Origin of the sequence: Arenibaculum pallidiluteum, assembly GCF_017355985.1 — a bacterium.
GTDB lineage: Bacteria > Pseudomonadota > Alphaproteobacteria > Azospirillales > Azospirillaceae > Arenibaculum > Arenibaculum pallidiluteum.
Map to the genome: position 1 here is coordinate 42,575 of NZ_JAFIQU010000016.1, position 23,343 is coordinate 65,917.

At 71.2% G+C, this 23,343-nt stretch carries 19 protein-coding genes; 15 read left to right on the plus strand and 4 right to left on the minus strand.

Annotated elements, in window-relative coordinates:
- Positions 1 to 14: 14 nt before the first annotated feature.
- Together JUB13_RS24095 and JUB13_RS24100 are read right to left on the minus strand one after the other, a co-directional pair.
- Complete coding sequence (locus JUB13_RS24095) at positions 15 to 1,196, minus strand: hypothetical protein (RefSeq protein ID WP_207483507.1); 1,182 nt, start codon at positions 1,194 to 1,196, stop codon at positions 15 to 17.
- 17 nt (positions 1,197 to 1,213) lie between these two features.
- Complete coding sequence (locus JUB13_RS24100) at positions 1,214 to 2,437, minus strand: polysaccharide pyruvyl transferase family protein (protein ID WP_207483509.1); 1,224 nt, start codon at positions 2,435 to 2,437, stop codon at positions 1,214 to 1,216.
- Between the two features lie 320 nt (positions 2,438 to 2,757).
- Here JUB13_RS24100 and JUB13_RS24105 point away from each other — a divergent pair, with 320 nt between their 5' ends.
- From JUB13_RS24105 to JUB13_RS24165, 13 genes are all read left to right on the plus strand, one after another.
- Complete coding sequence (locus JUB13_RS24105) at positions 2,758 to 4,128, plus strand: aminotransferase-like domain-containing protein (protein WP_236025184.1); 1,371 nt, start codon at positions 2,758 to 2,760, stop codon at positions 4,126 to 4,128.
- Positions 4,129 to 4,338: 210 nt separating this feature from the next.
- Positions 4,339 to 5,151 (plus strand): IclR family transcriptional regulator, encoded by an 813-nt coding sequence (locus JUB13_RS24110; protein WP_207483511.1) that lies wholly within the window; start codon positions 4,339 to 4,341, stop codon positions 5,149 to 5,151.
- Between the two features lie 34 nt (positions 5,152 to 5,185).
- Positions 5,186 to 6,718 (plus strand): ABC transporter substrate-binding protein, encoded by a 1,533-nt coding sequence (locus tag JUB13_RS24115; RefSeq protein ID WP_207483513.1) that lies wholly within the window; start codon positions 5,186 to 5,188, stop codon positions 6,716 to 6,718.
- Positions 6,719 to 6,796: 78 nt separating this feature from the next.
- Positions 6,797 to 7,738, plus strand: a complete 942-nt coding sequence (locus JUB13_RS24120; protein ID WP_207483515.1) for an ABC transporter permease — start codon at positions 6,797 to 6,799, stop codon at positions 7,736 to 7,738.
- A gap of 3 nt (positions 7,739 to 7,741) precedes the next feature.
- Entirely contained in the window at positions 7,742 to 8,641 is a 900-nt protein-coding gene (locus JUB13_RS24125; RefSeq protein ID WP_207483517.1) for an ABC transporter permease, read from the plus strand.
- A gap of 5 nt (positions 8,642 to 8,646) precedes the next feature.
- Positions 8,647 to 9,840, plus strand: coding sequence for an amidohydrolase/deacetylase family metallohydrolase (locus tag JUB13_RS24130; RefSeq protein WP_207483519.1), 1,194 nt, complete (start codon positions 8,647 to 8,649; stop codon positions 9,838 to 9,840).
- Positions 9,827 to 10,894 carry an ABC transporter ATP-binding protein gene (locus JUB13_RS24135; RefSeq protein ID WP_407928169.1) on the plus strand — a complete coding sequence of 356 codons (1,068 nt, stop codon included), beginning with the start codon at positions 9,827 to 9,829 and terminating at the stop codon, positions 10,892 to 10,894. Before JUB13_RS24130 ends, JUB13_RS24135 begins: the two co-directional genes overlap by 14 nt.
- On the plus strand, positions 10,891 to 11,934 hold the full coding sequence (locus tag JUB13_RS24140; protein WP_328702999.1) for an ABC transporter ATP-binding protein: 1,044 nt from the start codon (positions 10,891 to 10,893) through the stop codon (positions 11,932 to 11,934). The genes JUB13_RS24135 and JUB13_RS24140 overlap by 4 nt, the downstream gene beginning before the upstream one ends.
- Positions 11,931 to 12,416 carry a RidA family protein gene (locus JUB13_RS24145; protein WP_207483521.1) on the plus strand — a complete coding sequence of 162 codons (486 nt, stop codon included), beginning with the start codon at positions 11,931 to 11,933 and terminating at the stop codon, positions 12,414 to 12,416. Before JUB13_RS24140 ends, JUB13_RS24145 begins: the two co-directional genes overlap by 4 nt.
- A gap of 16 nt (positions 12,417 to 12,432) precedes the next feature.
- Positions 12,433 to 13,641: an aminotransferase class V-fold PLP-dependent enzyme gene (locus JUB13_RS24150; protein WP_207483525.1), complete on the plus strand. Its 1,209-nt coding sequence runs from the start codon at positions 12,433 to 12,435 to the stop codon at positions 13,639 to 13,641.
- A 162-nt stretch (positions 13,642 to 13,803) separates the two neighbouring features.
- The gene (locus JUB13_RS24155; protein ID WP_207483528.1) at positions 13,804 to 14,067 is read left to right on the plus strand and encodes a ribbon-helix-helix domain-containing protein; all 264 of its coding nucleotides are present in this window, start codon (positions 13,804 to 13,806) and stop codon (positions 14,065 to 14,067) included.
- An 81-nt stretch (positions 14,068 to 14,148) separates the two neighbouring features.
- Positions 14,149 to 15,105, plus strand: a complete 957-nt coding sequence (locus JUB13_RS24160) for an acetyl-CoA carboxylase carboxyltransferase subunit alpha (RefSeq protein ID WP_207483531.1) — start codon at positions 14,149 to 14,151, stop codon at positions 15,103 to 15,105.
- Position 15,106: 1 nt separating this feature from the next.
- Positions 15,107 to 15,613: an MAPEG family protein gene (locus tag JUB13_RS24165; protein WP_207483534.1), complete on the plus strand. Its 507-nt coding sequence runs from the start codon at positions 15,107 to 15,109 to the stop codon at positions 15,611 to 15,613.
- A gap of 30 nt (positions 15,614 to 15,643) precedes the next feature.
- On the opposite strand, the gene JUB13_RS24170 is transcribed toward JUB13_RS24165, so the two are convergent.
- Positions 15,644 to 16,156, minus strand: coding sequence for a pyridoxamine 5'-phosphate oxidase family protein (locus tag JUB13_RS24170; RefSeq protein WP_207483537.1), 513 nt, complete (start codon positions 16,154 to 16,156; stop codon positions 15,644 to 15,646).
- Positions 16,157 to 16,321: 165 nt separating this feature from the next.
- Positions 16,322 to 17,287: an AraC family transcriptional regulator gene (locus JUB13_RS24175; RefSeq protein WP_207483539.1), complete on the minus strand. Its 966-nt coding sequence runs from the start codon at positions 17,285 to 17,287 to the stop codon at positions 16,322 to 16,324.
- Between the two features lie 212 nt (positions 17,288 to 17,499).
- Between JUB13_RS24175 and JUB13_RS24180 the strand changes: the two genes are divergently transcribed.
- Both JUB13_RS24180 and JUB13_RS24185 read left to right on the plus strand, forming a co-directional pair.
- Positions 17,500 to 18,234 (plus strand): SDR family oxidoreductase, encoded by a 735-nt coding sequence (locus tag JUB13_RS24180; RefSeq protein WP_207483541.1) that lies wholly within the window; start codon positions 17,500 to 17,502, stop codon positions 18,232 to 18,234.
- Positions 18,235 to 18,515: 281 nt separating this feature from the next.
- Positions 18,516 to 23,339, plus strand: a complete 4,824-nt coding sequence (locus JUB13_RS24185; RefSeq protein WP_207483543.1) for a hypothetical protein — start codon at positions 18,516 to 18,518, stop codon at positions 23,337 to 23,339.
- Positions 23,340 to 23,343 lie beyond the last annotated feature (4 nt).

Here is a 23,343-nt window from a genome sequence, read left to right on the forward strand (position 1 = left end):
GGAAGCCCGCAGATCTACTCGATCCGTACCGGCAGGCGGATGAGGTCGCGGTCCCAGCCGATCCTGCATTCCGCGAGGTTGAGCCGCGTCATGTAGAGATAGGCGCGGTCGCCCACATCCTCGAAGCTGAGGCTGCGGCTGCCGGGGTCGAGCAGGGAGGGGTAGTCGAAGGCCTCGGCATCCGCGCAGCCGTAGCGGAAGAGCAGGGGCGCGGCCCAGACGAGCCGGGGCGCCGACCAGGTGAGGAGGTCGGGCGAGGTGGTCGTCCACATGCCGGTCGTGCCGTCGCGGCTCATGGCCAGGGTCGCGATGAACAGGCCGCTGGGACGGTGGCGGGCGATGCTGCGGACGGTGCCCGCCAGGATCCCGGGCGCCACGGGCCGGCAGGTGTGGGCCTCCGGCGGTTCGCCCGCGGACCGGGCGCCGGGGGCGAAGCGGACCGAGAAGCCCCGCCCGTCCCAGGCACGCCAGGCGCGCGGGTCGGACAGGTCGTCGGTGCGCAGCAGGCAGGCGCCGCGCTGCTGCGCCTCGAACCGCTCGGCCCAGACGAAGGCGTACCAGTGGTCCTGGTGCCGGACGATGTTGGTCGGCGCGAAATAGCCCGTCCGGCGCCCGGTGTCGCCGGCATAGGGGTACGGAAGGGCCGCGACCGTATGGGCCGGGGGCTTGGCCGCGAGGCGGAAGCTGGCGCCGCCATCCGTCGAGACCGCGGCGGTGATGCTGTTGCGCCAACAGTTCATGTATTGGCCCGAGGGGCAGAGCTCGCGCCGCCTCTGGCCGTGGAACTCGTTGCTGACCAGGGCGAAGACCGTCCTGCCGTCCAGCGTGTGGACGGACGAGATCCAGCTCCGGTCGTCGTGGAGATCGGGATCGTCCTGCCCGTGGCCTTCGAAGATCACGGCGCAGTTCGGCCGCACCTCGTCCAGCGACGGGCCGGTAAGGGCCCGCGCCGTCGAGTGGGACGCGATCACGTGGACGGTTCCGCCGGCATCCCGGAAGGCGCGCGCCGGGGTGTCGGGCACGTCGGTCCGGGTGCAGGCGTCGCGCCGCCACAGGGCTACCGTCTCGGGCTCGCCGGCCGGCGTGACCGTCAGCGCCTGCGCCGCGAGGGCGGCCGGTGCCAGCCCGAGAAGGAGCGCGAGGGCGCGTGCGAGAACCCCAGCGGGCCCTGTTCTGATCCCTCGTGCCCCGTTCATGGGCCGGTGCCGCGCTCTCAGGCGCCCGCCGCGATGCGCTTCAGGAAGGCTGCCGGCTGGATGCCGTTGGCCTCCAGGAAGCCCAGGTAGCGTCCGGCGGATTCGGCGCGGTGCCGGTCGTAGGCGTCGGGGTCGAAGCTCACGAGCTTCCTCAGCCGCGCGCGGGTGAGCGGCATGGTGAGTTCGCCCGCATCGACATGGGGCACGCCGGTATTCTCGCAGAGCTCGCGCGTGCGGGAATCGATGGTGATCGTCAGGCCCATCCGCTCGGCCTGCAGGGCCAGCGCGACGCCGTGATAGCGGCAGCCGACCGTCAGGTCCTGGTAGCGCAGGAAGTCCATCCAGGCCGGCACGTCATAGAAGGAGCGCATGTAGTTGCGGCACCAGGCCTTGAACTCCTCGACGGAGTAGTGGGGCACCGTGTGGGCGTGGATCTCCTTTAGCGCCTGCGGCTCCATGTCGAAGATTCCGCGGGACGCCTTGATCATCTCGCCCATGGACTGGACGACGTACTGGCCGGGGGCGAGCGGGTCCATCATCAGTGAGACGAGCTGGTGCTCGATCTCCCGCGTGCGCGTCCAGGACTGGTGTCCCGCCGCGACCGTGACCGAGCGCGGCAGGTCACGGGCCGTCCAGGCTGCGTGAATCTTCCGGCCCAGTCCCGGCTGCTGGTTGATGAAGTGGGACGGGCAGCCCCCGGCGAGCGTGCCGGTGATGCCCAGCCTGTCGAGCTGCGCGCTGGTATAGGCTCCGCGGGTATAGATGTTGGACGAGGCCGAGGCCCCGTTGGACGCGGCGATCACCCGCGCCCAGCGCAGGGTGCCGTCGCTGATCTCGATGTCATGCTCGTAGCTGTTGGCCTGGGCGCCCAGGCCGATCGCCACGATCGGCAGGCCGGACTTCTCGAGGTTCTCGGCCATGGCGCCGTAGTCGGTGTGGCGGCCGAGCTGGTTCGCGCAGGGAATGACGACGATGTCGGCATTCTCGCGCAGCGTCTCGGCGGTCACGCTCCAGCCGAAGAACTTCACGGGGTTCGCGACGTGGCTGGCGATCGCGTGCACGAAGGCGAGATTGCCGTTGTTGTGCCCGATCGCGGTGAAGAGCTCGTCGAAGGGCGCGTTGGAGTAGAGGCCGAGATCCGGCGTCCGCCACAGGATCGCCACCCGCTGGGGCCCAGTCCCCCGGGTCAGGGCGGGCTTCGCATGAACGGCAGGCCGCTCGAGTGTGACGTCGTCAAGCATTTGAACTCGTGCCTCGAAGGGAGTGATTGGTGACTGCCATTCCACCCTAAGCGCAGCCCTCGCAGACCGGCAAGCGACTTCCTGAAAATGCGCCGGAATATTTTAAGAATGTCGCCGCTAATTCTCCGTTGGTGATACTGTCGATGCGAATTGCATCGAAAATCACTGCAGTTGCAGAGGGTTCTCCCACCTTCGATGCACCGGTCGGCAGCCGATGCTTGAGCATCACCAGGGCGCGGACGGGCATCCGTGCCGTCTTGCCGGCTCGCCCGCCGCGGTCTACAGAGGCCTCTGGCCAAGGCCCCGGGACGGCCGGGGCGTTGGGCCGCCGACTGGTCAGCGCCACGCCCATGTGGATTCCCGACCTGGACGGGCGAAACCCCGTCCGCTACCTCGCCATCGTCGAGGCGCTGGCCGAGGCCATCGCCGGGGGCGCGCTCCGTCCGGGCGACCGCCTTCCCACCCATCGCGACCTCGCCTGGACGCTCGGCGTGAACGTCAGCACGGTGACGCAGGCCTATCGCGAGGCCGCGCGCCGGCACCTGGTGGCGGGCGAGGTCGGGCGCGGCACATACGTCCTCGCCGACAGCCGGGAGGCGACGCTCTTCGCGCTCGGCGGCGAGGCGGTCGAGACGATGGTCGACCTGTCCACCAACCGGCCGGCGCTCGACCCCGACGACACCGATCTCGCCGATGCGTTGCGCGGGCTGCTGGACGGGCCCGGCGCCGCGGCGCTCCAGGGCTATCCCGCGCCCGCGCTGCTGCGGCGGGCGCAGGTCGCAGGCGCGGCCTGGCTCGCCCGGCGCGGGCTGGAACTGCGGCCGGCATCGGTCGTGCCCTGCGCGGGCGCCCAGCAGGCGCTTCTTGCCGCGCTGCTGGCGCTGTGCCGTCCGGGCGACCCGGTGCTGGTCGAGGAGGTCACCTTCCCCGGCATCCGCGCCGTGGCCCGGCAGCTCGACCTGCGGCTGGTCGGTGTCGCCATGGACGGGGAGGGAGTGCTGCCCGAAGCGCTGGAACGCGCGGCGCGCGCGTCGGGCGCCCGCGTCGCCGTTCTGGTGCCGGTGCTCCAGAACCCGACCGGCGCGGTGATGGGCCATGCCCGGCGCGCCGAGGTCGCCGAGGCGGCCGGCCGCTCCGGCCTGACCCTGGTGGAGGACGACGTCTATGGCGGGCTCGCGGACATGCCGCCGCTGGCGGCGCTGTGTCCCGGGCGCGCCGTCCTGGTCTCCAGCCTGTCTAAGACCGTCGCCCCGGGCCTGCGCTTCGGCTTCGTGGCCGGCGGCGCGCCCGCCATGTCAGCCGTCGCGTCCGAGACCCATGCGACGGTCTGGCAGATGAGCCCGATCGCGCTGGAGCTCGGCTGCCGCTGGATCGAGGACGGAACCGCCTTCGCGCGGTCCGGGCGCCAGCGCGCCGAGGTCGAGGCGCGCTGGCGGCTCGCGCTCGGCGTCCTCGGCCGTCCGGCCGGGCGCGGCCAGCCTAGCCCGCATCTCTGGCTGCCGGTGCAGGGCTGCCCCGAGGCCGCGGCCGAGCGCTGCCGCGCCGAGGGGGCCGAGGTCGCGCCGGGCACCCTGTTCGCGGCAGGGCGCGAGCGCCCGCCCTTCCTGCGCGCCAGCCTGACGACCCCGCCGACGCGCCGCGACCTCGGCCTCGGGCTGGGGCGGGTCGCCAGGGCCTTGCGCGCCGCCTGAGGATCCGCGCCCCCGAGGTCGGCCAGAAATCCCGCCATGCGATGCGGCGCCGCGACAATGCTCGCGGGCGCGCCCAAGTCTTCATTCCGTAACACTGGAATAGAGAAGGAATTTTCGCTCCGGCGGCGGAGTCCGCTTGCAGCGGTCCGAACTTCGTCATAGCCTGTCTCTTATAAGAGAACATATTCTACAGTAATGGAATACATGGCCATGACGGAAGTGCGGCGATCCCGGGTCAGCGGCATCGACAGGGCAATCCAGGTCCTCGACTGCCTCGTGAACCGCGGAGCCCCGGCCACGGCCTACGACATCGCGAAGGACATCGGGGCGCCCGTTTCGACGATCTACGTCATCATCGACACGCTGGTCGAAAGGGGGCTGCTGACGCGGCGGCCCGAGACCGGCGCGGTGTTCCTGGGATCGAAGCTCCATTTCTACGGCCTGGCCTATGTCCGCGACCTGAACATCGCCGAGGTCTTCCAGAGGGCGATGGAGGAACTCAGCCGCATTCATGGCGAGACGGTCCAGATCTGCGGCCGGGACGGCGATCGGATGGTCGTCCAGATGATGGAGGAGGCGCAGGGCTACTTCCGCATAGCCTCCCAGGTCGGGACCCGCGTCCCGCTCAACTGGACGGCCTCGGGGCGCCTGCTGGTCGGGCACATGTCGCCGGAGGAGCGCGCGCGGATCTTCGCGCGGGCCATGCCTTCGCCCACCGGGCGCGCCGAGACCGATCCCGCCAGGCTGGAGGCCGCCTGCCGCAAGGCCTGGCAGGAGCGGTTGTCGATCCAGCTCGGCGAGGCCGACTACGCCGTCGCCTGCATCGCGGCGCCGATCCGCACCGCGAGCGGCGAGTGCATCGCGACGATCAGCATGGTCGTCCCGGAGACGCGCGCCGCCGAGCGTGCCGCGGTCCTCGCGGACGCCGTGCGGGATGCGGCGCTGAAGATCGAGGACGCCATGGGCTGGCGCCGCGGCGGCGCTTCGGCACCGACCGCGGCCGAGGCCTCGGCCGCGGAGTGATTTGCCCTAATCAATCCAAGAACGGGAGGTGGCAATGAACGCGTTGGTGAGACTGTCCCTGGCCGGCCTGCTGATGGCAGGCACCGCCGCAGGTGCCGCGGCGGCCGACATGAAGCGCGGCGGGTCCGTGAACGTGGCCACCATCGGTGAGCCGCCGACGCTCGACCCCTCGGCGAGCACGGCCGACGTCGTCGGCATGATCGCGCAGCACTATTTCGAGACGCTCTACACCTTCGGCAGGGACTGGAAGGTGGTGCCGCTCCTCGCTGCCGAGGCGCCGCGGATCTCGGCCGACGGGAAGGAGTACGTGATCCCGCTGCGCAGCGGGGTGAAGTTCCACGACGGCTCGGTCATGACCGCCGCCGATGCCGTGGCCTCGCTCCAGCGCTGGCTGCAGAACGCCGTGCGCGGCAAGCAGGCGGCGCCCTTCGTCGCTGAAGTCGCGGCCAGCGATCCCCAGACCGTCCGGATCGCGCTCAAGGAGCCCTATGCACCGCTGCTCGGCCTGCTGGCGCTGCCGACCAGCGCCGCGGTGATCATGCCGGCGGCAAAGGCGACACCGCAGATCACCGATATCGTCGGCACGGGCCCCTACCGGTTCAAGGAGCGCCAGCCGGACCGCTACATCCTGCTGACGCGCTTCGAGGACTACACGGCCCGGTCCGGGGAGCCGGACTTCTTCGGCGGCAGGCGCACGCCCTATCTCGACGAGGTCCGCTTCGTCCCGGCGCCCAATGCCAACACCCGGGTGGAGGGAGCGCTGGGCGGCCAGTACCACTACGCGGACTCGCTCCCGGTCGAGGCCTTCCCGAGCCTGTCCGGCCAGGCCAAGGTCGAGCCCGTGGTGCTGGAGCGCTTCGGCTGGCCCGTGATGTACTTCAACACCAAGGAAGGCGCGCTGACGAACCAGGGCGTGCGCCAGGCCGTGCTCGCCAGCCTGAACTTCTCGGACATGCTCGAGGCTGCCTTCGGCGACCGCAAGTTCTTCGAGCCCGACGGCGCCCTGTATCCCAAGGGCTTCGTCTGGCACGCCACCGCCGGCACCGAAGCCTACGACAAGGGGGATGCGGGCAAGGCCAAGGCGATGGCCAAGGCGGCGGGGTACGACGGCAGGCCGATCCGCATCCTGACCAGCATGCAATACGAGTTCCACCACAAGATGGCGGTGGTCGCGGCGGAGTACATGAAGCAGGCGGGCTTCACCGTCGACCTGCAGGTCAGCGACTGGGCGACACTGACCCAGCGCCGCGGCGAGCCCGGGCTCTGGGAGATCTACTTCACCCACAGCCCCTTCCTGCCCGAGCCCGCGCTTAACTCCTTCCTCAGCAACAGCGCGCCCGGCTGGTGGGCGACGCCCGAGAAGGACAGGCTCGTCGGCGCCTTCAACGCGACCGGCGACACCGCCAAGCGCGCGGAGATCTGGGCCGAGATCCAGAAGCTCGCCTACGAGCAGGTGCCCATCGCCAAGGTCGGCAACTTCAGCAGCCTCGGCGCGCGGAGCAAGAACCTGACCGGGTTCCAGCCCTCGCCCTGGCCCTTCTTCTGGGACGTCGCGCTCCAGAACTGACGCCGCCCGGAACCGACACCGTCGAGAACCTACTCTGCGGGGCCGGACGGATCCGTCCGGCCCCGGGGGACCGGTCACATGCAGACCTACATCCTGAAGCGTATCCTGGGCATGGCGGTCGTGATGCTGATCGTCGCGACCATCTCCTTCGTGATCGTCCGGGTCGTTCCCGGCGATCCCGCGGCGATCATGCTCGGCCCCGACGCCTCGCCCGCGGACATCGCCGATTTGCGCGCGCGCCTCGGGCTCGAGCGGCCGCTGCCCGCGCAGTACGCGATCTTCATGGGCGACCTGCTGACCGGCGACCTGGGGCGATCGATCTTCCTGGACCGGCCGGTCGTGCAGGCTCTGGCCGAGCGGGCCGAGCCGACGATCTGCCTCACGGTCATGGCGACCCTGGTGGCCCTGCTGATCGGCATTCCGGCCGGCATCGTCTCGGCCGTCCGCCGGGGCAGCGCGGTCGACCAGGCGACGCTGGGACTTGCGATGCTGGGCGCCAGCATCCCGAGCTTCTGGCTCGGGCTTCTCTTCATCCAGTTCTTCGCGGTCCGGCTCGGATGGTTCCCCGTGGCCGGCTACGGGGATCCCGGCGCGGGCTTCCTGGAGCGGCTCCGTCACCTGGTGCTGCCCGCCCTCGTCCTGGGGCTGCTGAGCTCGGCCCTGATTACCCGCTTCACCCGCGCGAGCATGCTCGACGTGCTCGGCGACGACTACGTGCGCACCGGCCGGGCCAAGGGGCTGGACGAGTGGACGGTGATCATGAAGCACGCCTTCCGCAACGCCCTGATCCCCGTGCTGACGGTGATCGGGCTGACCGTCGCGGTGCTGCTGGGTGGCGCCATCGTGACCGAGACGGTCTTCGGGCTGCCCGGGGTCGGGAACCTGGTCGTCCAGGCGGTCCTGCGGCGCGACTACCCCGTGATCCAGGGCACGCTGATCGTGGTGGCCGCGGTCTACGTGCTGGTGAACCTGACGATCGACCTTCTCTACACCGTCGTCGACCCGCGCGTGAGGTACTGACCCATGACGGCCGTCCACCCCGCCGGCATCCCGGATGAGCTTCCCGAAGGCCCGGCCGCGCGCCCGCGCTGGGCCGTGGCGGCCCGCCACCTGTGGCGGAACAAGCTGCTGCTGCTCGCGGTCATCGTCCTGCTCGCCGTCGTCGCCCTGGCGGCGCTGGCGCCGCTGGTCGCGGAATACGGGCCGAACGCCATGCGGATCTCCCGGCGCCTGCAGGCGCCGAGCGCCGCCCATTTCTTCGGAACCGACGAGTTCGGGCGCGACATCTTCTCGCGCGTGATCCATGGCGGGCGGATCTCGCTGGCGGCGGGGGGCCTAACGGTCCTCGTCGCCTGCGCGGGGGGCGTGCTGCTGGGCGTCCTGTCCGGCTACTTCGCAGCGCTCGACGGCATCCTGGTCAAGGTCGTCGATTCCATGATGGCCTTCCCGGACATCCTGCTGGCGATCGCGCTGGTCGCGGTGCTCGGCCCCACGCTGTCCAACGTCGTGGTGGCGCTCGGCATCGTCTACATGCCCCGGGTCGCGCGGGTCGTCCGGGCCTCGACCCTGGTGCTGCGCGAGCTGCCCTTCGTGGAGGCGGCGCGGGCGCTCGGCGTCCCGACGCACCGGATCCTGCGCCGCCACATCCTGCGCAACCTCGCCTCGCCCATCACGGTGCAGGGCACCTTCATCTTCGCCTACGCGATCCTCGCGGAGGCGGGGCTCTCCTTCCTCGGCGTCGGCGTGTCCAGCGAGACGCCGACCTGGGGGACAATCATCAACGCCGGCCAGCAGTATGCCCGCCAGGCGCCGTGGATCATGCTGTTCCCGGGCCTCGCCATCGTGCTGTCGGTCTTCTCGCTCCAGATCATCGGGGACGCGCTGCGCGACGCCCTCGATCCCAAGCTCCAGAAAGAGGTCTGAGGACCATGAGCACCGAGCCTGCCACCCCCGCGTCCTCGCCCCTGCTGCTGCGCCGCGCGCGTCCCGTCGGCTTCACGGATGCAGGGACGGGCCCCACGGACGTGCTCGTCGGAGCCGACGGGCGCATCGCAGCCCTGGGGACCGGCCTTGCGGACCAGGGGGCGCGCGTCGTCGATCTCGGCGGCTGGCGCCTCTCGCCGGGGTGGGCCGACCTGCACACGCACATCTACTACGGCGCGACGGACATCTCGGTGCGCGCTCGCCAGGTCGGCGCCAAGACCGGCGTCACGACCCTGGTGGATGCGGGGTCGGCGGGCGAGGCGAACTTCACGGGCTTTCGGGAGTACGTGGCCGAGCCCTCGCGGGAGGAGATTTTCGCCTTCCTGAACATCGGCTCCATCGGGCTCGTCGCGTGCAACCGCGTCAGCGAGCTGATCGACGCGCGCAGCATCGACATCGACCGCACCCTCGAATGCATCGAGGCCAACCGCGACGTGATCCGCGGCGTCAAGGTCCGGGCGAGCGGGGTGATCGTCGGCGCCTGGGGCGCGGCCCCCGCGAAGATCGCGCGCAAGGTCGCGAAGATCATGGGCCTGCCCATGATGGTCCATGTCGGCGAGATGCCGCCCGTGATCGACGAGATCTTCGAGATCCTGCGCCCCGGCGACATCGTCACGCACTGCTTCAACGGCAAGCGCGGCGGCAACATCATCGAGGATCCCGAACTCTTCGAATGGGCCCGGGAGCTCGCCGCCCGCGGCGTCGTCATGGATATCGGCCATGGCGTCGCGTCCTTCTCCTACGACGTCGGCGCGGCTGCCATCGAGCGAGGCCTGCTGCCCACCACCATCAGCAGCGACCTGCACCAGCGCAATCTCGGCGGGCCCGTCTGGGACCTGTCGCTGGTAATGTCCAAGCTGATGGCGCTCGGCATGCCGGAAGATGCGGTGATCGCCGCGGTCACGACCAGCCCGCGCAAGGCGATCGGCGAGGCCCCGCAGAACCGCCTGGCGGTGGGCGAGCCGGCTCGCTTCACGGCTTTCGAAATCGCTGACGCCGAGCTGAGCCTGCCCGATTCCATGGGCCGCGAGCTCGTGCTCCGCAAGCGGTTCCTGCCGCGCTTTGCGGTACTCGGCGCAACCGTGGTCGAGGCCGACAGCAACCTGCCGGTGGAGGGCTGCTGCCATGGCCATGGCTGAAGCCGCGGCCGAGCCTGCGGCGATCGCCGACGAGACGCTCCTTCAGATCGAAGGGCTGCGCACGCATTTCCGCAAGGACGGCGCGGTGGTCCGGTCCGTCGACGGCGTCGACCTGCGGATCCCAAGGGGCAGGACCCTGGCCGTCGTGGGAGAGTCGGGGTCGGGCAAGTCCGTCACCAGCCTGTCGATCATGCGGCTGATCCCGGAGCCGGCAGGCCGGATCGTCGGCGGGCGGATGCTGTATCGCGACCGCACGGGCAGGCTGCTCGACCTCGCCCGCCTGCCGGTCTCCGAGATGCGGCGGATACGGGGCGGCGAGATCTCCATGATCTTCCAGGAGCCCATGACGAGCCTGAACCCCGTCTTCACGGTCGGGGACCAGATCGCCGAGGCGGTGGCCCTGCATGCCGGCAAGGACCGTGCCGAGGCGCGCCGCGTCGCCGTCGAGATGCTGCGCCTGGTCGAGATACCCGCGGCCGAGCGCCGCGTGGACGAGTATCCCCACCAGATGTCGGGCGGCATGCGCCAGCGCGTGATGATCGCCCTGGCGCTGTCCTGCCGCCCTTCGCTGCTGATCGCCGACGAGCCGACGACCGCGCTCGACGTCACGATCCAGGCGCAGATCCTGGACCTCATGCGCCGGCTCCAGCGCGAGATCGGCATGAGCATGCTGTTCGTCACGCACAACCTCGGCGTGGTGGCCGAGATCGCGCACGAGGTCGCCGTCATGTATGCCGGCCGGGTCGTCGAGCAGGCCGGCGTGGAGGCGATCTTCGCGCACCCGCGCCATCCCTACACCGAGGGGCTGATCGCCTGCATACCGCGCCTGCGGCGCCACGCGCCGGGGCAGCAGCGGGATCGGGAGCCGGGCGGGCGGCGCCACCGGCTCGTGGCGATCCCGGGCTCCATTCCGAGCCCGGCCGCGCTGCCCCCGGGCTGCGCCTTCGCGCCGCGCTGCAGCCGCGCCGTCGATGCATGCCGCCTCGAGATTCCGGACCTCGTGGAGGTCGCTCCGGGCCACCGATCGCGCTGCCTGCGCTGGAGGGACCTGTGAGCGCCCCGCATCCGTCCGAGGCGGCGATGGGCCCGGCGGCAGCGGGGGGGCCGACGGCGGTGCCGTCGCGTCCGGCCGATCTCCTTCGGGTGCAGGGGCTGCGCAAGCACTTCCCCGTCGGCGGCGGCTGGGGTCGTCCGCGCGTGGTCGTGAAGGCGGTCGAGGATGTCAGCTTCGCGGTTCCGCGCGGGCACATCGTCGGCCTGGTCGGCGAATCCGGGTCGGGCAAGACGACTGTCGGGCGCGCGATCCTGCGCCTGATCGAGCCCACCGCGGGCCGCGTGGAGTTCGACGGCACCGATGTCGCGAAGCTGGGCGCGGCGGCGCTCCGGCGCTTCCGGCAGCGCATGCAGATCATCTTCCAGGACCCTTATTCCAGCCTCAACCCGCGGATGCGGGTGGACGAGATCATCGCCGAGGCGCTGACGGCCCAGGCCCCGATGCCGCGGGCCGAGCGGCGCGACCGCACGGAGAGGCTGCTCTTGCGCGTCGGGCTCCGCCCCGAACAGATGCGGCGCTACCCGCACGAATTCTCGGGCGGGCAACGCCAGCGCATCGGCATCGCCCGCGCGCTCGCCGTCGAGCCCGACTTCATCGTGGCCGACGAGGCCGTCTCCGCGCTCGACGTGTCGGTCCAGGCCCAGGTGCTGAACCTGCTGCAGGACCTGCGCGAGGATCTCGGCCTGACCATGCTGTTCATCGGGCACGACCTCGCGGTCGTGGAATATCTCTGCGACGAGATCGTGGTGATGTATCTCGGCCGCGTGATGGAGATCGGCCCGTCCGAGGAGCTCTGCGCCGCGCCGAGCCACCCCTATACCCGGGCGCTGCTGTCCGCGGCCCCGATCCCCGATCCCGCCGCCCCGCGCAGCCGGATCGTGCTGAAGGGCGACATCCCGAGCCCCGTCGAGGTGCCGTCCGGCTGCGTGTTCCGCACGCGCTGCCCCCATTCCGTCGCCGCCTGCGCGACCGTCGTCCCGCCGTTGGTCGAGGTCGCTCCGGGCCGCTTCTCCGCATGCATTCGCGAGGACATCCGATGACCGCCCGAACCGTGCTGCCGGCCAGCCCCGAGGCCAGGCTCGCAGCGCTCGGCCTGACACTGCCGCCCGCCCCGGAGCCCATCGCCAATTTCGTGCCCTGCCGGCGCGTCGGCCAGCTCCTGTTCCTGTCGGGGCAGGGGCCGGTTCATCCCGACGGCACGCTGTGCACGGGAAAGGTCGGCGCCGGCGTCGACGTCGCCAGCGCCTACGACCATGCCCGCCTGACCGGGGTGAACCTGCTGGCGGTGATGCGCGAAGCCCTGGGCTCGCTGGACCGCGTGGAGGCCGTCGTGAAGCTGCTGGGCATGGTCAACGCCGCACCCGACTTCGGCGAGCATCCCAAGGTCATCAACGGCTGCTCCGACCTGATGATGGAGGTCTTCGGCGCCGACGGGATCCATGCCCGCTCGGCCGTGGGCGTCGGGTCGCTCCCGAACCGCATCACGGTCGAGATCGAGGCCATCGTCGCCGTCAGGGACTGATCCGGGGAAGCACAGCATGCGCACCGAGAAGCCATCCGATCCGCGCCCTGCCGAGGGGCTCCGCCCGGTGATCAACGTCTCCGGCACAATGACGAGCCTGGGCGCCTCCATCGTCGTGCCCGAGGCGGTCGAGGCCATGGCCGCCTTCCTTCCGCATTTCGTCGAGATCGACGACCTCCAGCGGCGCGCCTCCGGCGTGATCGCCCGCCTGTGCGGCAGCGAGGCCGGCTACGTGACCGCCTCGGCCTCCGCCGGGATGACCCTGGCGATCGCCGGATGCATGACCGGGTCCGATCTCGCGGCCATCGAGCGCCTGCCGGCGACCGACGGCCTCAGGAACGAGGTGGTGGTCCAGATCGGCCATCTCTGCCATTACGGCGCGCCGGTCGAGCAGGCCATCCGCCTGGCAGGGGCGAAGGTGGTGCCGGTCGGGACCTCGACCCAATCGGAGTCCTACCAGCTCGCGGGGGCCATCACGGACCGCACGGCGGCCGGGCTCTACGTCGTTTCCCACCATGTCGTGGGCTACGGTCAGATCCCGTTCGAGGAGTTCGTGGCGGAATGCCGGCGGCGCGGCGTGCCGGTGATCGTGGATGCCGCCTCGGAGTACGATCTCCGCGGCTTCGTCGCGCGGGGCGCCGACATCGCGGTCTACAGCGCGCACAAGTTCATGGGCGGGCCGACGGCCGGGATCGTCGCCGGGCGCAAGGACCTCGTGCGCGCGGCCTTCCTGCAGAACCGCGGCATCGGCCGCGGCATGAAGGTAGGAAAGGAAGGCGTGGTCGGCGCGATCGCGGCGCTGCGCGCCTGGGAGCGGCGTGACCACGCGGCCGTGCGTGCACGGGAGGAGGCCTGCCTCTCCTACTGGCAGGAGCGGCTCCGCGACCTGCCCGGCGTCGCGGCCGTCCCCGAGCCGGACCCGACCGGCAATCCGCTGCGGCGCCTGCGCGTGAGCCTTGACCCGGCCGCTGCGCGCCAGGAGGCCTGGGAGCTTGCGGCCGCGCTGGCCGCGGGCGATCCGCCCGTGATCGTGCGCGACCACGAGGTCGAGCACGGCTATTTCTACCTCGATCCCTGCAACCTCCACCCCGGCGAGGAGGTCGCCGTTGCCGAGCGGGTGCTGGAGGAATGCGCCCGCGCCCGCGCGCGGAACGAGCCCGGCCGCGGGTCCCTTGCCGAGCGCCGGCGCGAAGGCATCGCGCGCCTGCTGGCCTGGCCCGACTGAGCCGACGTGCCGGGCGGGGTCGCCGCCTCCGTCGCGAACGGAGGCAAAAGGAAAAAAACAAGGGACGAAGTCTCTCGATCCTTGCTCTCCGACGCGGTTCCTGTTGTCTTTGATGCCGCCGGCCCCCGACGTGCCGGCGGCGAGGGGCGTGGAGTTTCGCTGATGACGGTGGTGGTCGGCCGGGCGGTGCGCCTGGGACTGGACAACCGGTGGATCTATCTCGAGGCCGAGGCCTGGGAGGCGCTGGACGCCATCGCGCGCCGCGAGGGACGCACCGTCGACGATCTCTGTGCCGCCATCGAGCGGACGCGCCCGCGGTCCGTGGCGCTGGGCGGTTCCATCCGCCTGTTCCTGTCGGCCTATCACGCCGCCGACGCCCGATCGATGTCCGATGGGGCGCCGACGGCGCCGCGCTGGCTGCACTGAGCGTCGCGAGGCCCCTTTTTAGTGGCCGCGCCCTGGGGGCTGTGGTAGGTACGCCGGCCACCGAATCCTGCCATCCGGGCCATGCAGACCTTCCTGGAATTCGAGAAACCGATCGCCGAACTCGAAGGCAAGATCGAGGAATTGCGGCACCTGACCGACCAGGGCGACATCAACATCGCCGACGAGGTCGGAAAGCTGCAGTCCAAGGTCGACCGGCTGTTGCGTCAGACCTATGCCAAGCTTTCGCCCTGGCAGAAGGTTCAGGTCGCGCGCCACCCGAACCGGCCCCATTGCCTGGACTATGTCGAGGCGCTGATCGAGGACTTCATGCCCCTGGCCGGCGACCGCGCCTTCGCCGAGGACCGGGCCGTGGTCGGCGGCATCGGGCGCTTCCGCGGGCGGACCGTGATGGTGATCGGCCAGGAGAAGGGCCACGACACCGAATCGCGCGTGCGCCACAACTTCGGCATGGCCAAGCCCGAGGGCTACCGCAAGGCGATCCGCCTGATGGAGATGGCCGACCGCTTCGGCCTGCCCGTTCTGTCACTGGTCGACACGGCCGGCGCCTATCCCGGCGTCGCCTCCGAGGAGCGCGGCCAAGCCGAGGCCATCGCCCGCTCCATCGAGACCTGCCTGCGCCTGAAGGTGCCCATGGTCGCGGCGGTGATCGGCGAGGGCGGCTCCGGCGGCGCGATCGCCATCGCGGCGTCGGACCGCGTCCTGATGCTGGAGCACGCGGTCTATTCCGTGATCTCGCCCGAGGGTTGCGCCTCGATCCTCTGGCGCAGCTCGGCCAATGCCGCGGACGCGGCCGCGGCCCTGCGCCTGACCGCGCAGGATCTCAAGGAACTCGGCGTGATCGACCGCATCGTCGCCGAGCCGGTGGGCGGCGCCCACCGGAACCGGTCCGAGATCTTCGCCAGCCTGGGCGATGCGCTCGAGGACTCGCTCGACGGGCTGCGCGGCCTGGACGGCGCGGCGCTGCGGGCGCGCCGGCGCGACAAGTTCCTCGACATGGGCCAGAAGGGCCTGAGCTGACATGACGGCCGTGGCGGGCCCGCGGCGCGGCCTTCCCTGGCTCGCCGGTGTCCTCCTGGGGATCGCCCTCGCGCTCGGCGGCTTCGTGCTGCTGGCCGCGGTCCTGCCAGTCCCGCCGCGCGATCCGCTGCGCCAGGCGGCGGCGCTCCTCGTCCTGCCGGCGATGCTGGTGCTCGCCATGGCGGGAGCCACGTCGCTGGCGCGTGGGGTGGCCGGCGCCCTCGATCCCCTCACCGATCCCGAGACGCGGGCGCTGCGCCTGAACCAGCGGGTCCTCGCCAACACGGTCGAGCAGGCTGCCGTCTTCTGTCCCGCGCTCCTCGCGGCGGGGGCGGCGGGCATCGGGGGCCCGTCTCTGACGGCGGCCACCCTGGTGTTCGTGCTGGCCCGGCTCGCCTTCTGGGCGGGCTACGCCGTGGACCCGCTGTGGCGGGGCCCCGGCATGGCGGCGACGATTGCGATCGAGATCGCCCTGATCGCCGTCACGCTGCTCGCCCTGCTGGGCTGAGCCCCGTCGCGGGCCGGGTCCGGCCGGCCCTCAGCTCATCCGCACCTCGCCCTCGTCCCCGCCCTTCGGCGGCTTGCCCGTGAGCGCGGCCTTCAGGTAGCCGTAGCCATGTACGAGCATGCTGCTGGGGCTGTCCCAGTAATGGGCGACCTTGGTCTCGACCTTCAGCAGCGCGAGCTGCGGATCGTCCAGCCCCTCGGGGAACCAGGTGCGCAGCACCTCGGTCCAGAGCTCCTTCGCCTTGGCGGGATCGCGCACGACCTCACCCGTTCCGGCGATGGAGACGTAGTTCTGCTTGCCGGGATGGGCGTAGGCCAGGTTGACCTCATGGCGGCGGTTCACCTCATCGACCTTGGCCGAGTCCAGCTTCGTGAAGAACCAGATCGTCCCGTCGAAGTCCTGGTTCCGCAGCGTGCCCATGGGGCGCGAATGCAGCGTCCCGTCCTCCTGGACGGTGGTCAGCATCGCGATCTCGCAGGATTTCACGAGGTCCCAGACCTTCTCCATCTCCCCGGCCTGGTCGTGCCGCTGGGTGGCGTCCATTCCGCAGTCCTCCTACCCGTTGTGCCGAAACCGGGACAACAGGGCAGGGCACCGGGCGTTCCGGGCACCCAGGCCCGGGCCAGCCCGGCACGGGACCCGGCTGGGGCCGGGATCTGCGGCGGAGGCGGCCCGCGCGAGGCCGCCGGGATCAGGCGGGGATCGCGCTCACAGGCCGGCGGCCATGCCGCGCTCGTCCCGCATGGCCGTGCGCAGAGGCGGCACCCCCTCCTGCCGGGGGATGATGGCCTGCACCGACCCCCGCAGCTTCGCGGCGTCGCGCAGGGGCGGGGCTCCGAACAGGCGGCTGTACTCGCGGCTGAATTGCGAAGGGCTTTCGTAGCCGACCCGGAAGCCGGCCGTCGCGGCGTCCATCTCGCCGGTCAGGATCAGGCGCCGCGCCTCCTGCAGGCGGATCTGCTTCTGGTATTGCAGCGGGCTCGTTCCCGTCACGGCCTTGAAGTGCTGGTGCAGCGCCGACGAGCTCATGCGCGCCTCGCTCGCGACGGTATCGATGCTGAAGGGCTCGGCGAAGTTCCGCTTGATCCACGCGATGGCCCGGTTCACCTGCTGCAGCTTGCTTTCGGCCAGGACGATCTGCAGCAGCTTCGAGGCGTCGCCGCCCACGAGCAGCCGGTAGAGGATCTCGCGCTCGGCCATTGGAGCCAGGATCGCCTGGTCGCGCGGCGCGTCGAGCAGCCGGACCAGCCGGATCACCGCCTCGAGCAGCTCGTCGCTGACCGGTCCCAGCGAGATGCCCAGGCCGGGCGCCTGGCTCGGGGCGGTGCGGATGCCGGTATCGAGCACGAGTTGCCCCAGCGCCGCCGTGTCCAGGTGCAGGCAGAAGCAGAGATACGGCTCCTCGGGCGTGGCCTCGATCACTTGGCCGATGACCGGCACCTCCACCGACGCCACCAGGAACTGCGCGGTGTCGTACTGGAAGACCGTGTCGCCGAGCATCACCTGCTTGCGGCCCTGGGCGACCAGGCAAAGGGTCGGCTCGTAGACCACGGGCAGCGGCTCGGTGGTGCGGGACGATCTGATCAACGAGACGCGGGGCAGCTCGGTCCGCCGCACACCGTCTTCGGTCATGTGCCGGGCGACCAGCTCAGCCAGTTCGCGTCGCCTGTCCATGCTTTGGCCTCCTTCAGCAGCGCGCCGAGGCGATCGGCGCCGGTCGTCTGACATCTTGGCGCAGCGCGGCGCGGCGGCAAGCGCGCCGTGGCGGCGCGATAGGATCAGGCAAGAGGTCTGGAGCTTCGGTCTACCCCGTGGACGGTCGATCCCACCAGGATCCGCTGCGCCGCGCCGGACGGTCCGGTGCGCCATGAGCAGAGGAGACAAGCATGCCTGACATCGCAGGAAAAGTCGTCGCCATCACCGGGGCCAGCAGCGGCATCGGCCAGGAGACCGCCCGCGTCCTGGCCGCCCGCGGGGCCCGCTTGGTGCTGGGCGCCCGCCGTACCGACCGCCTCGAAGCCCTGGCAGCGGGCATCGTCCGCTCCGGCGGGCAGGCGCGGATCCGACGCCTCGACGTCACCCAGCCCGTCGAGATGGAGGAGTTCGTCGCCTTCGCCGAGGCCGAGTTCGGCCGGCTGGACGTGCTCGTGAACAATGCGGGGATCATGCCGCTGTCGCCGCTCGCCGCGCTCAGGGTCGACGAGTGGAACGCCATGATCGACGTGAACATCCGAGGCGTGCTGCACGGCATCGCCGCCGCCCTGCCGCGCATGGAGGCTCGGGGCGAGGGGCAGATCATCAACGTCGCATCCATCGGCGCGTATGCGGTCTCGCCGACTGCGGCCGTCTACTGCGCGACCAAGTACGCCGTCCGCGCCATCTCGGACGGCCTGCGGCAGGAGACCGACAGGATCCGCGTCACCGTGGTCTCCCCAGGCACGGTGGAATCGGAGCTCGCGGACAGGATCAGCGACGAGACCGCCCGCGCGGCCATGAAGGAGTTCCGGCGGGTCTGCATCACCCCCGACGCGATCGGCCGCGCCATCGCCTACGCCATCGAGCAGCCGCCCGAGGTGGACGTCAGCGAGATCATCGTCCGACCGACGGCGAGTCCGCACTGAGGCGCGAGGTGGGAGCGGTGGAGGGCAGGGGCGGCTTCCCGCCCCGCGCGAAGCCGCCCCTCTCCGGCGAGCCCCCTAAGGGGGTACGCTGCTTTTTCGCCTTTCCAGAGGCGGTGTGTATGCAGCCAAATGTTGGTTAACTCAGGCCATCCCCGGCCCAACGAACAAGCAACAGCGCAATCATCGGAAGCCGCGGCGTCGTAATAGCGCCAGCCGCGGGCGCTCTCGCTTGGCCAATCATCGGGGAAGCTGCATTCATCCGTGCTGCCGGGAGGTGGGCGATGGATCTGGCGGATCTCGTCCGTCTTCTCGCGGAACTGACGGGATTGCTTTCCCCGATCGAAGGCGCAGCGCCCGACGCGCTCGAACGGGTCCGGCGGCTGCTCGCGTCGGCTCTGGCGCGCGGCCAGGCGGAACCCATCCACGCGGCCTCCGACTCAGGATTCCCACCGCCGCCGATCGACACTCTGCCGCCGGAGCTGGTGGACGAGCTGCGCCGCATCGTCGACGAGGCAGCCGCGGGATCGCCGGACCCTTCTCTGCGCATGGCGAGGCGCCTGTGGCCCGATCCGGATGCCGAGCCGGGGACAACCACCCCGATATGGACGTCCGGTTGGGCGCCGGAGGAGTCCATCGGCCCCTTCGCGACCGAGGACGGTGGCGTCGTCTGGTTCGACGCGCATCGCACCGTAGGGAACCCGGACATCATTGTCGACGTGGCGACGGGCCGGCCGGTCATCCTTCTGTCCCGTCCGGCGCTGCCCCCGGATTCCGTGAGCGCCGGCACCACGGATTTCGAGCTTCCGGCCTGCACGCTGTGGCTTGCGGCATCCGCGTTCGACGCCGAGGCCCCGGCCGGCAGCTTCGCCGGCCTGCGCGTCCAGGGCGGCACAGTCGCGCTCAGCCAGGCCGCATCGGTCCACGGCTCGGTGGTGACCCTCGCTCCCGGGGCGGTGGTGACGCTGCGCCTGCAGATCGCCCCGCCCGAGCGCCGACCCTCGGGAGCCGCCGGCGGCGACGCGCCCGGCGCGAGCGTGACGCCCCCCGAGCGCGCGGACTTCTCGATGACCGTGGGGGGCGAAGGGAGACTGGTCGGAGCCGCCCCGGCGCGCCTCGACGCCTATGGCGCGTCCGTGGAGCTGAACGCGGAGGAGGGGGGCGGTGCCGAGTATGACGAGCGCATCGTGCGGCTGCGCTTCCCCTTCGCGGCGGACCGGGAGCGCTTCACGATCGAGGACGCCCGCTCCGAGACCTTCCGGCCCGGCGGCGAGGCGCCGATCCGTCAGGGCTTCTGGGCGCTGCCGGTCGCCTTCCCGCAGGACGGCGATCCCCTGAACCTCGGGGAAACCGCGGTGCCGGACGCCCTGCTCCTGTCCCTCGGGGAGGGGCTGCATGCGGTTTCGGCGCCGATCGGGACGCCGGGGCCGATCCGGCTCGACCCGGTGCTGCTGCTGGTCGCTCCCGCGGCGCTGACCCTCATCGCGGACGCGCATCCGGCCCGGCATCGCAGCGTCGTCGAGCTCTGGTCCAACGAGGTGGTCGGGCGATCCCGCATCGAGCTTCGCATCCCGGGGCGCATGGAGATCAGGTTCGATGCGACGCTCGAGGCTGGCGGGACCGAGGCGCTGATCCTGTCGCCCCTCGAATGCCGCCCCATGCTCGACAGGCCGGTGACCGCCGCGGGAGCGCCGGTGCCCTTCGTCTCGCGGCGCGCTGTCGCGGGCGTCCTGCGCCTTCCCGGCGCCACGCGGATCGCGCTCGCCGGGCCCGCGGAGCCGCCGCGCGCCCCCGATGGCCAGCCCCTGCCGTTGCCGACGGCATCCTTCGCCCTTTCGAACGGCTTCATCCGCGCGTCCGGCGCCGCCGCCATGGCGATGGCCGGCACGATCGAGGAGGGGCTCCGGCTCGCGAGCGGCTCCCTCCTGTACCGCTTCGCCTTCGGCTTCCTCGTTCCCATGCTGCCGGATCCCTATGCCGCCAACATGCCCCGGCTGCCGCCCCGCCGCCTGGGTAACCCCACCCTCATCGAGCGCGAGCCCCCGCTGTTCGCCCGCGTGCGGTGGCCGAGCCCGGCGCAGGCCGTGCTGTCCTTCGAGCTCGGCATCGAGGCGGAATTCGCCCTCCGGCTTGGTTTCGAACCGCTCGGCGAGACGCCGATCCTGGAGGAACCCGGCCGGGACCGGGGCCGTCTCGCTGCGGTCGAGGCCCGGTTCCCCCGTGCCAGCGGGCAGCGGTCCGAGCTGTTCCGCCTGCTCGACGTGTCCTCGCGCGCGGACCTCTTCGGCATCGGCTACGGGATGCACGTCCCCGATCTCCAGGGCGCTGCCGGGAGCCCCGCGGCGCCGATCCGCCTTCGCGGGCTGGATGTCCTGGCGCCGGTGCGCAACCTCTCGGTCTTCACGCTCCCGGCCTTCCAGTGGGAGCCTGTCCTCGACATCCCCGGCGAGGGCGCCTTGCCCTTCCCGCCGGTGCTGGTTTCGCGGACGGACGGGGGGCCGAGCCGCTTCGCCACCCCCACTCCCGACCTCGTGCCGGTCGCGCCGCTGCCGCTGGTCGATGCGCTGCTTGCCGAGTACGAGCGTCCCGGCGGGCCGGGGCTGGCGGCGCGCTTCACGCTGCCGTTCGGCATGGTGGCGGTCGCCGAACTGCGGCGGCCCGTCCTCGACCTGAACCAGCCGCTCCGCCTTCCCCCGCAGTTCGAAAGCGTGCGGCCCGGGTTCCCGGCCTCGGAGCTCGCCGGCGGGCTTCAGCTCAGCCTGCGGGCAGGTCGGGCCGGCCCGCTGGACGGTTCGGCCACCGGCCTCCCGGGCGCCGCGGTCCAGACGGACAACGGGACCGGCGGGGCCAACGTGCTGCGGGGCGGCTCGATCGACACGATGTTCAACGACACCTTCGCCGGGGAGAACCCGTCGGTGCCGATCCGGCGCATCGACGTCTCGGGCTACGGGGCATCGATCTTCAGCGACTGGCGCCGCGCGGGCGACCAGGCGACGGGCATCACACAGGTCAGGTTCGAGGCGGTCACGGGCCGCACGTCGCGCGAGGTCGTGCAGGTCCGCTCCATGCTCTATCCCTGGGGCGCCCGCGTCGTGCGCATCGTCACCATGGAGCGCACGGGGAGCGGCGGGGTGTTCCGGCGCGACAGCGGCTGGCAGCCCGCGAGCGATGCCGAGTACAGGCTGCCCGGATGCACGGTGCATCCCGGCGTCGTGCCGCGCCTCGCCAACATCCGGCGCATCCGCGACACGTCGAACACCTACCAGCGCGTGCATCCGCCGGGGGCCGGCGGCGGAACGGTCAGGCTGGTGCAGGTGCTGTTCGACGCCGACGTGGCGGTCGAGGGCGTCACCGCCGGCGCGAACGGCACACGGCTCGTACCCGCCCAGGACATCGTCGGCTATGTCCAGGTGGCCCCGGTCGGCGCCGACGGCAGCATCGTGCCGCTCACCGCCGGCCAGCTCGACGACCTGCTCGCGACCGTGGGGCCGGTCGGAGGGCCCGTGCATTGCGAGCTCGACGTCGCGCAATCCGGCCTGCACATGCGCCTCGCGCGCATCGAGGTGGACCGCGCGGGCGCACCCGCCGGAAGTCCGGAGTTCGCCGCCGTCGGCCGCGGCACCATCGAGCTGCCGAGCGCGGGGCAGTGGACCTTCGCCTTCCGCGGATCCGGCGAAACCGAGGCGCGGCGCCTGCCGCCCGACCGGCCGATCCCGCTGATCCGCGCCAACCCGGCCGGGGGCTCCGACCCGCCGTATCGCTTCGCCGAGCCGCGCGAGCTCCACCGTCCCGTCGATCCCGAGACCGAATACGCGCTGCTGCATTCCGCCGGCGCGCACCGTATGCTCATCCCGCGGCCGGAGATCCGCCGGGGCGACGCCGTGGTGCATGGCGGTGCGCCGCTGCTGTTTGCGGACATGTACACGCTGTCCGGCGGCGTCGCGCTGTTTCCGCGGGCCGAGCAATGCCACCCGCTGCCTGCTGGATCGGTCCTGCGGATCACGGGGCGACGCAAGGCCCGCCTCGAGATTCCGGACCAGGCCGGCCTGCCGCCCGGCGCGTTCAAGGTCGGCCCGCTCGACCGCACGCTCCACCAGGGCGCCGCGCTGCGCGTGCGATCGGCCTTCCGCCCGGACGCGACGGTCCGGCTCGCCATCGATTCCGATCGGCGTCCCGACTGGTCCTGCACCTTCGGGCCCGTCTCCATGATCGGGGACATCGACGACCTCGATGGCCTCGTCAGCGTCGTCGCCGACGTGTCGGCGAGCGCCGACGCAGCGCCGCACATGGTCGACCCGCAGATGGTCTTCGGCGGGCCGCTCGAACCCGTGCAGAGCATCCTGCAACTGCTGACGGCCTTCGGGATCCCGTTTCCCATCGACGTGGCGGTGACGAACACGGTCTACGGATTCCAGAGCGGTTGGAGATACGTGTTCCCGGAATTCGGCTTCAGTGCCGTCGAGGAGGCCATCGAGCACGGCCTCGGCGTCATGGCGGAGCTGGAGATTCTGGGCCGCTGGGGCAAGGAGAGCCACGATGCCAAGGAGATCGGCAAGGAGATCTCCGAGCATTCTCTGGTCAGCACCAAGGGCACGAGCAAGGCCGCGCTGCGCGGCTGGCATTTCGTGCTGGAGATCGAGGCCAAGATCCTGGTGAAGGTCCTGGAGATCACCCCGATCGCCAAGGGCTTCGCCGGCGGCGTCTTCAAGTTCGAGGTCGGCGGCGAGGAGGAGGGCGCGACCAAGCTCTCGACCTTCGTGGGCGTGGCTGGTGCCGTCAAGATCGAGCTGGGGGTGATCACGCTGACCGGGGCGCGGTCCTACAGCCTCGGCTTCCGGCACCTCCTCGGCACCAAGAAGGTCGAGCTCGGCGGGGCCAGCGAGTGGGAGGTCGAAGGCGAGTTCGTGAAGGGGCTCGCCGCCGTCGCCGTCTCGTTCGAGCTGGTCGCGCTCGTGGAGGCCCACGAGGACTATCACTTCAAGGGCGAAGGCACCCTGGCGGTCGACCTCACCCTGGGCTGGGTGCTGAGCAAGACCTTCGAGATGGAGTTCGAGGTGGACGAACGGATCGCCATCGCGGTTTTCGTGGCGACCACCGTGCTGCCCTGATGCG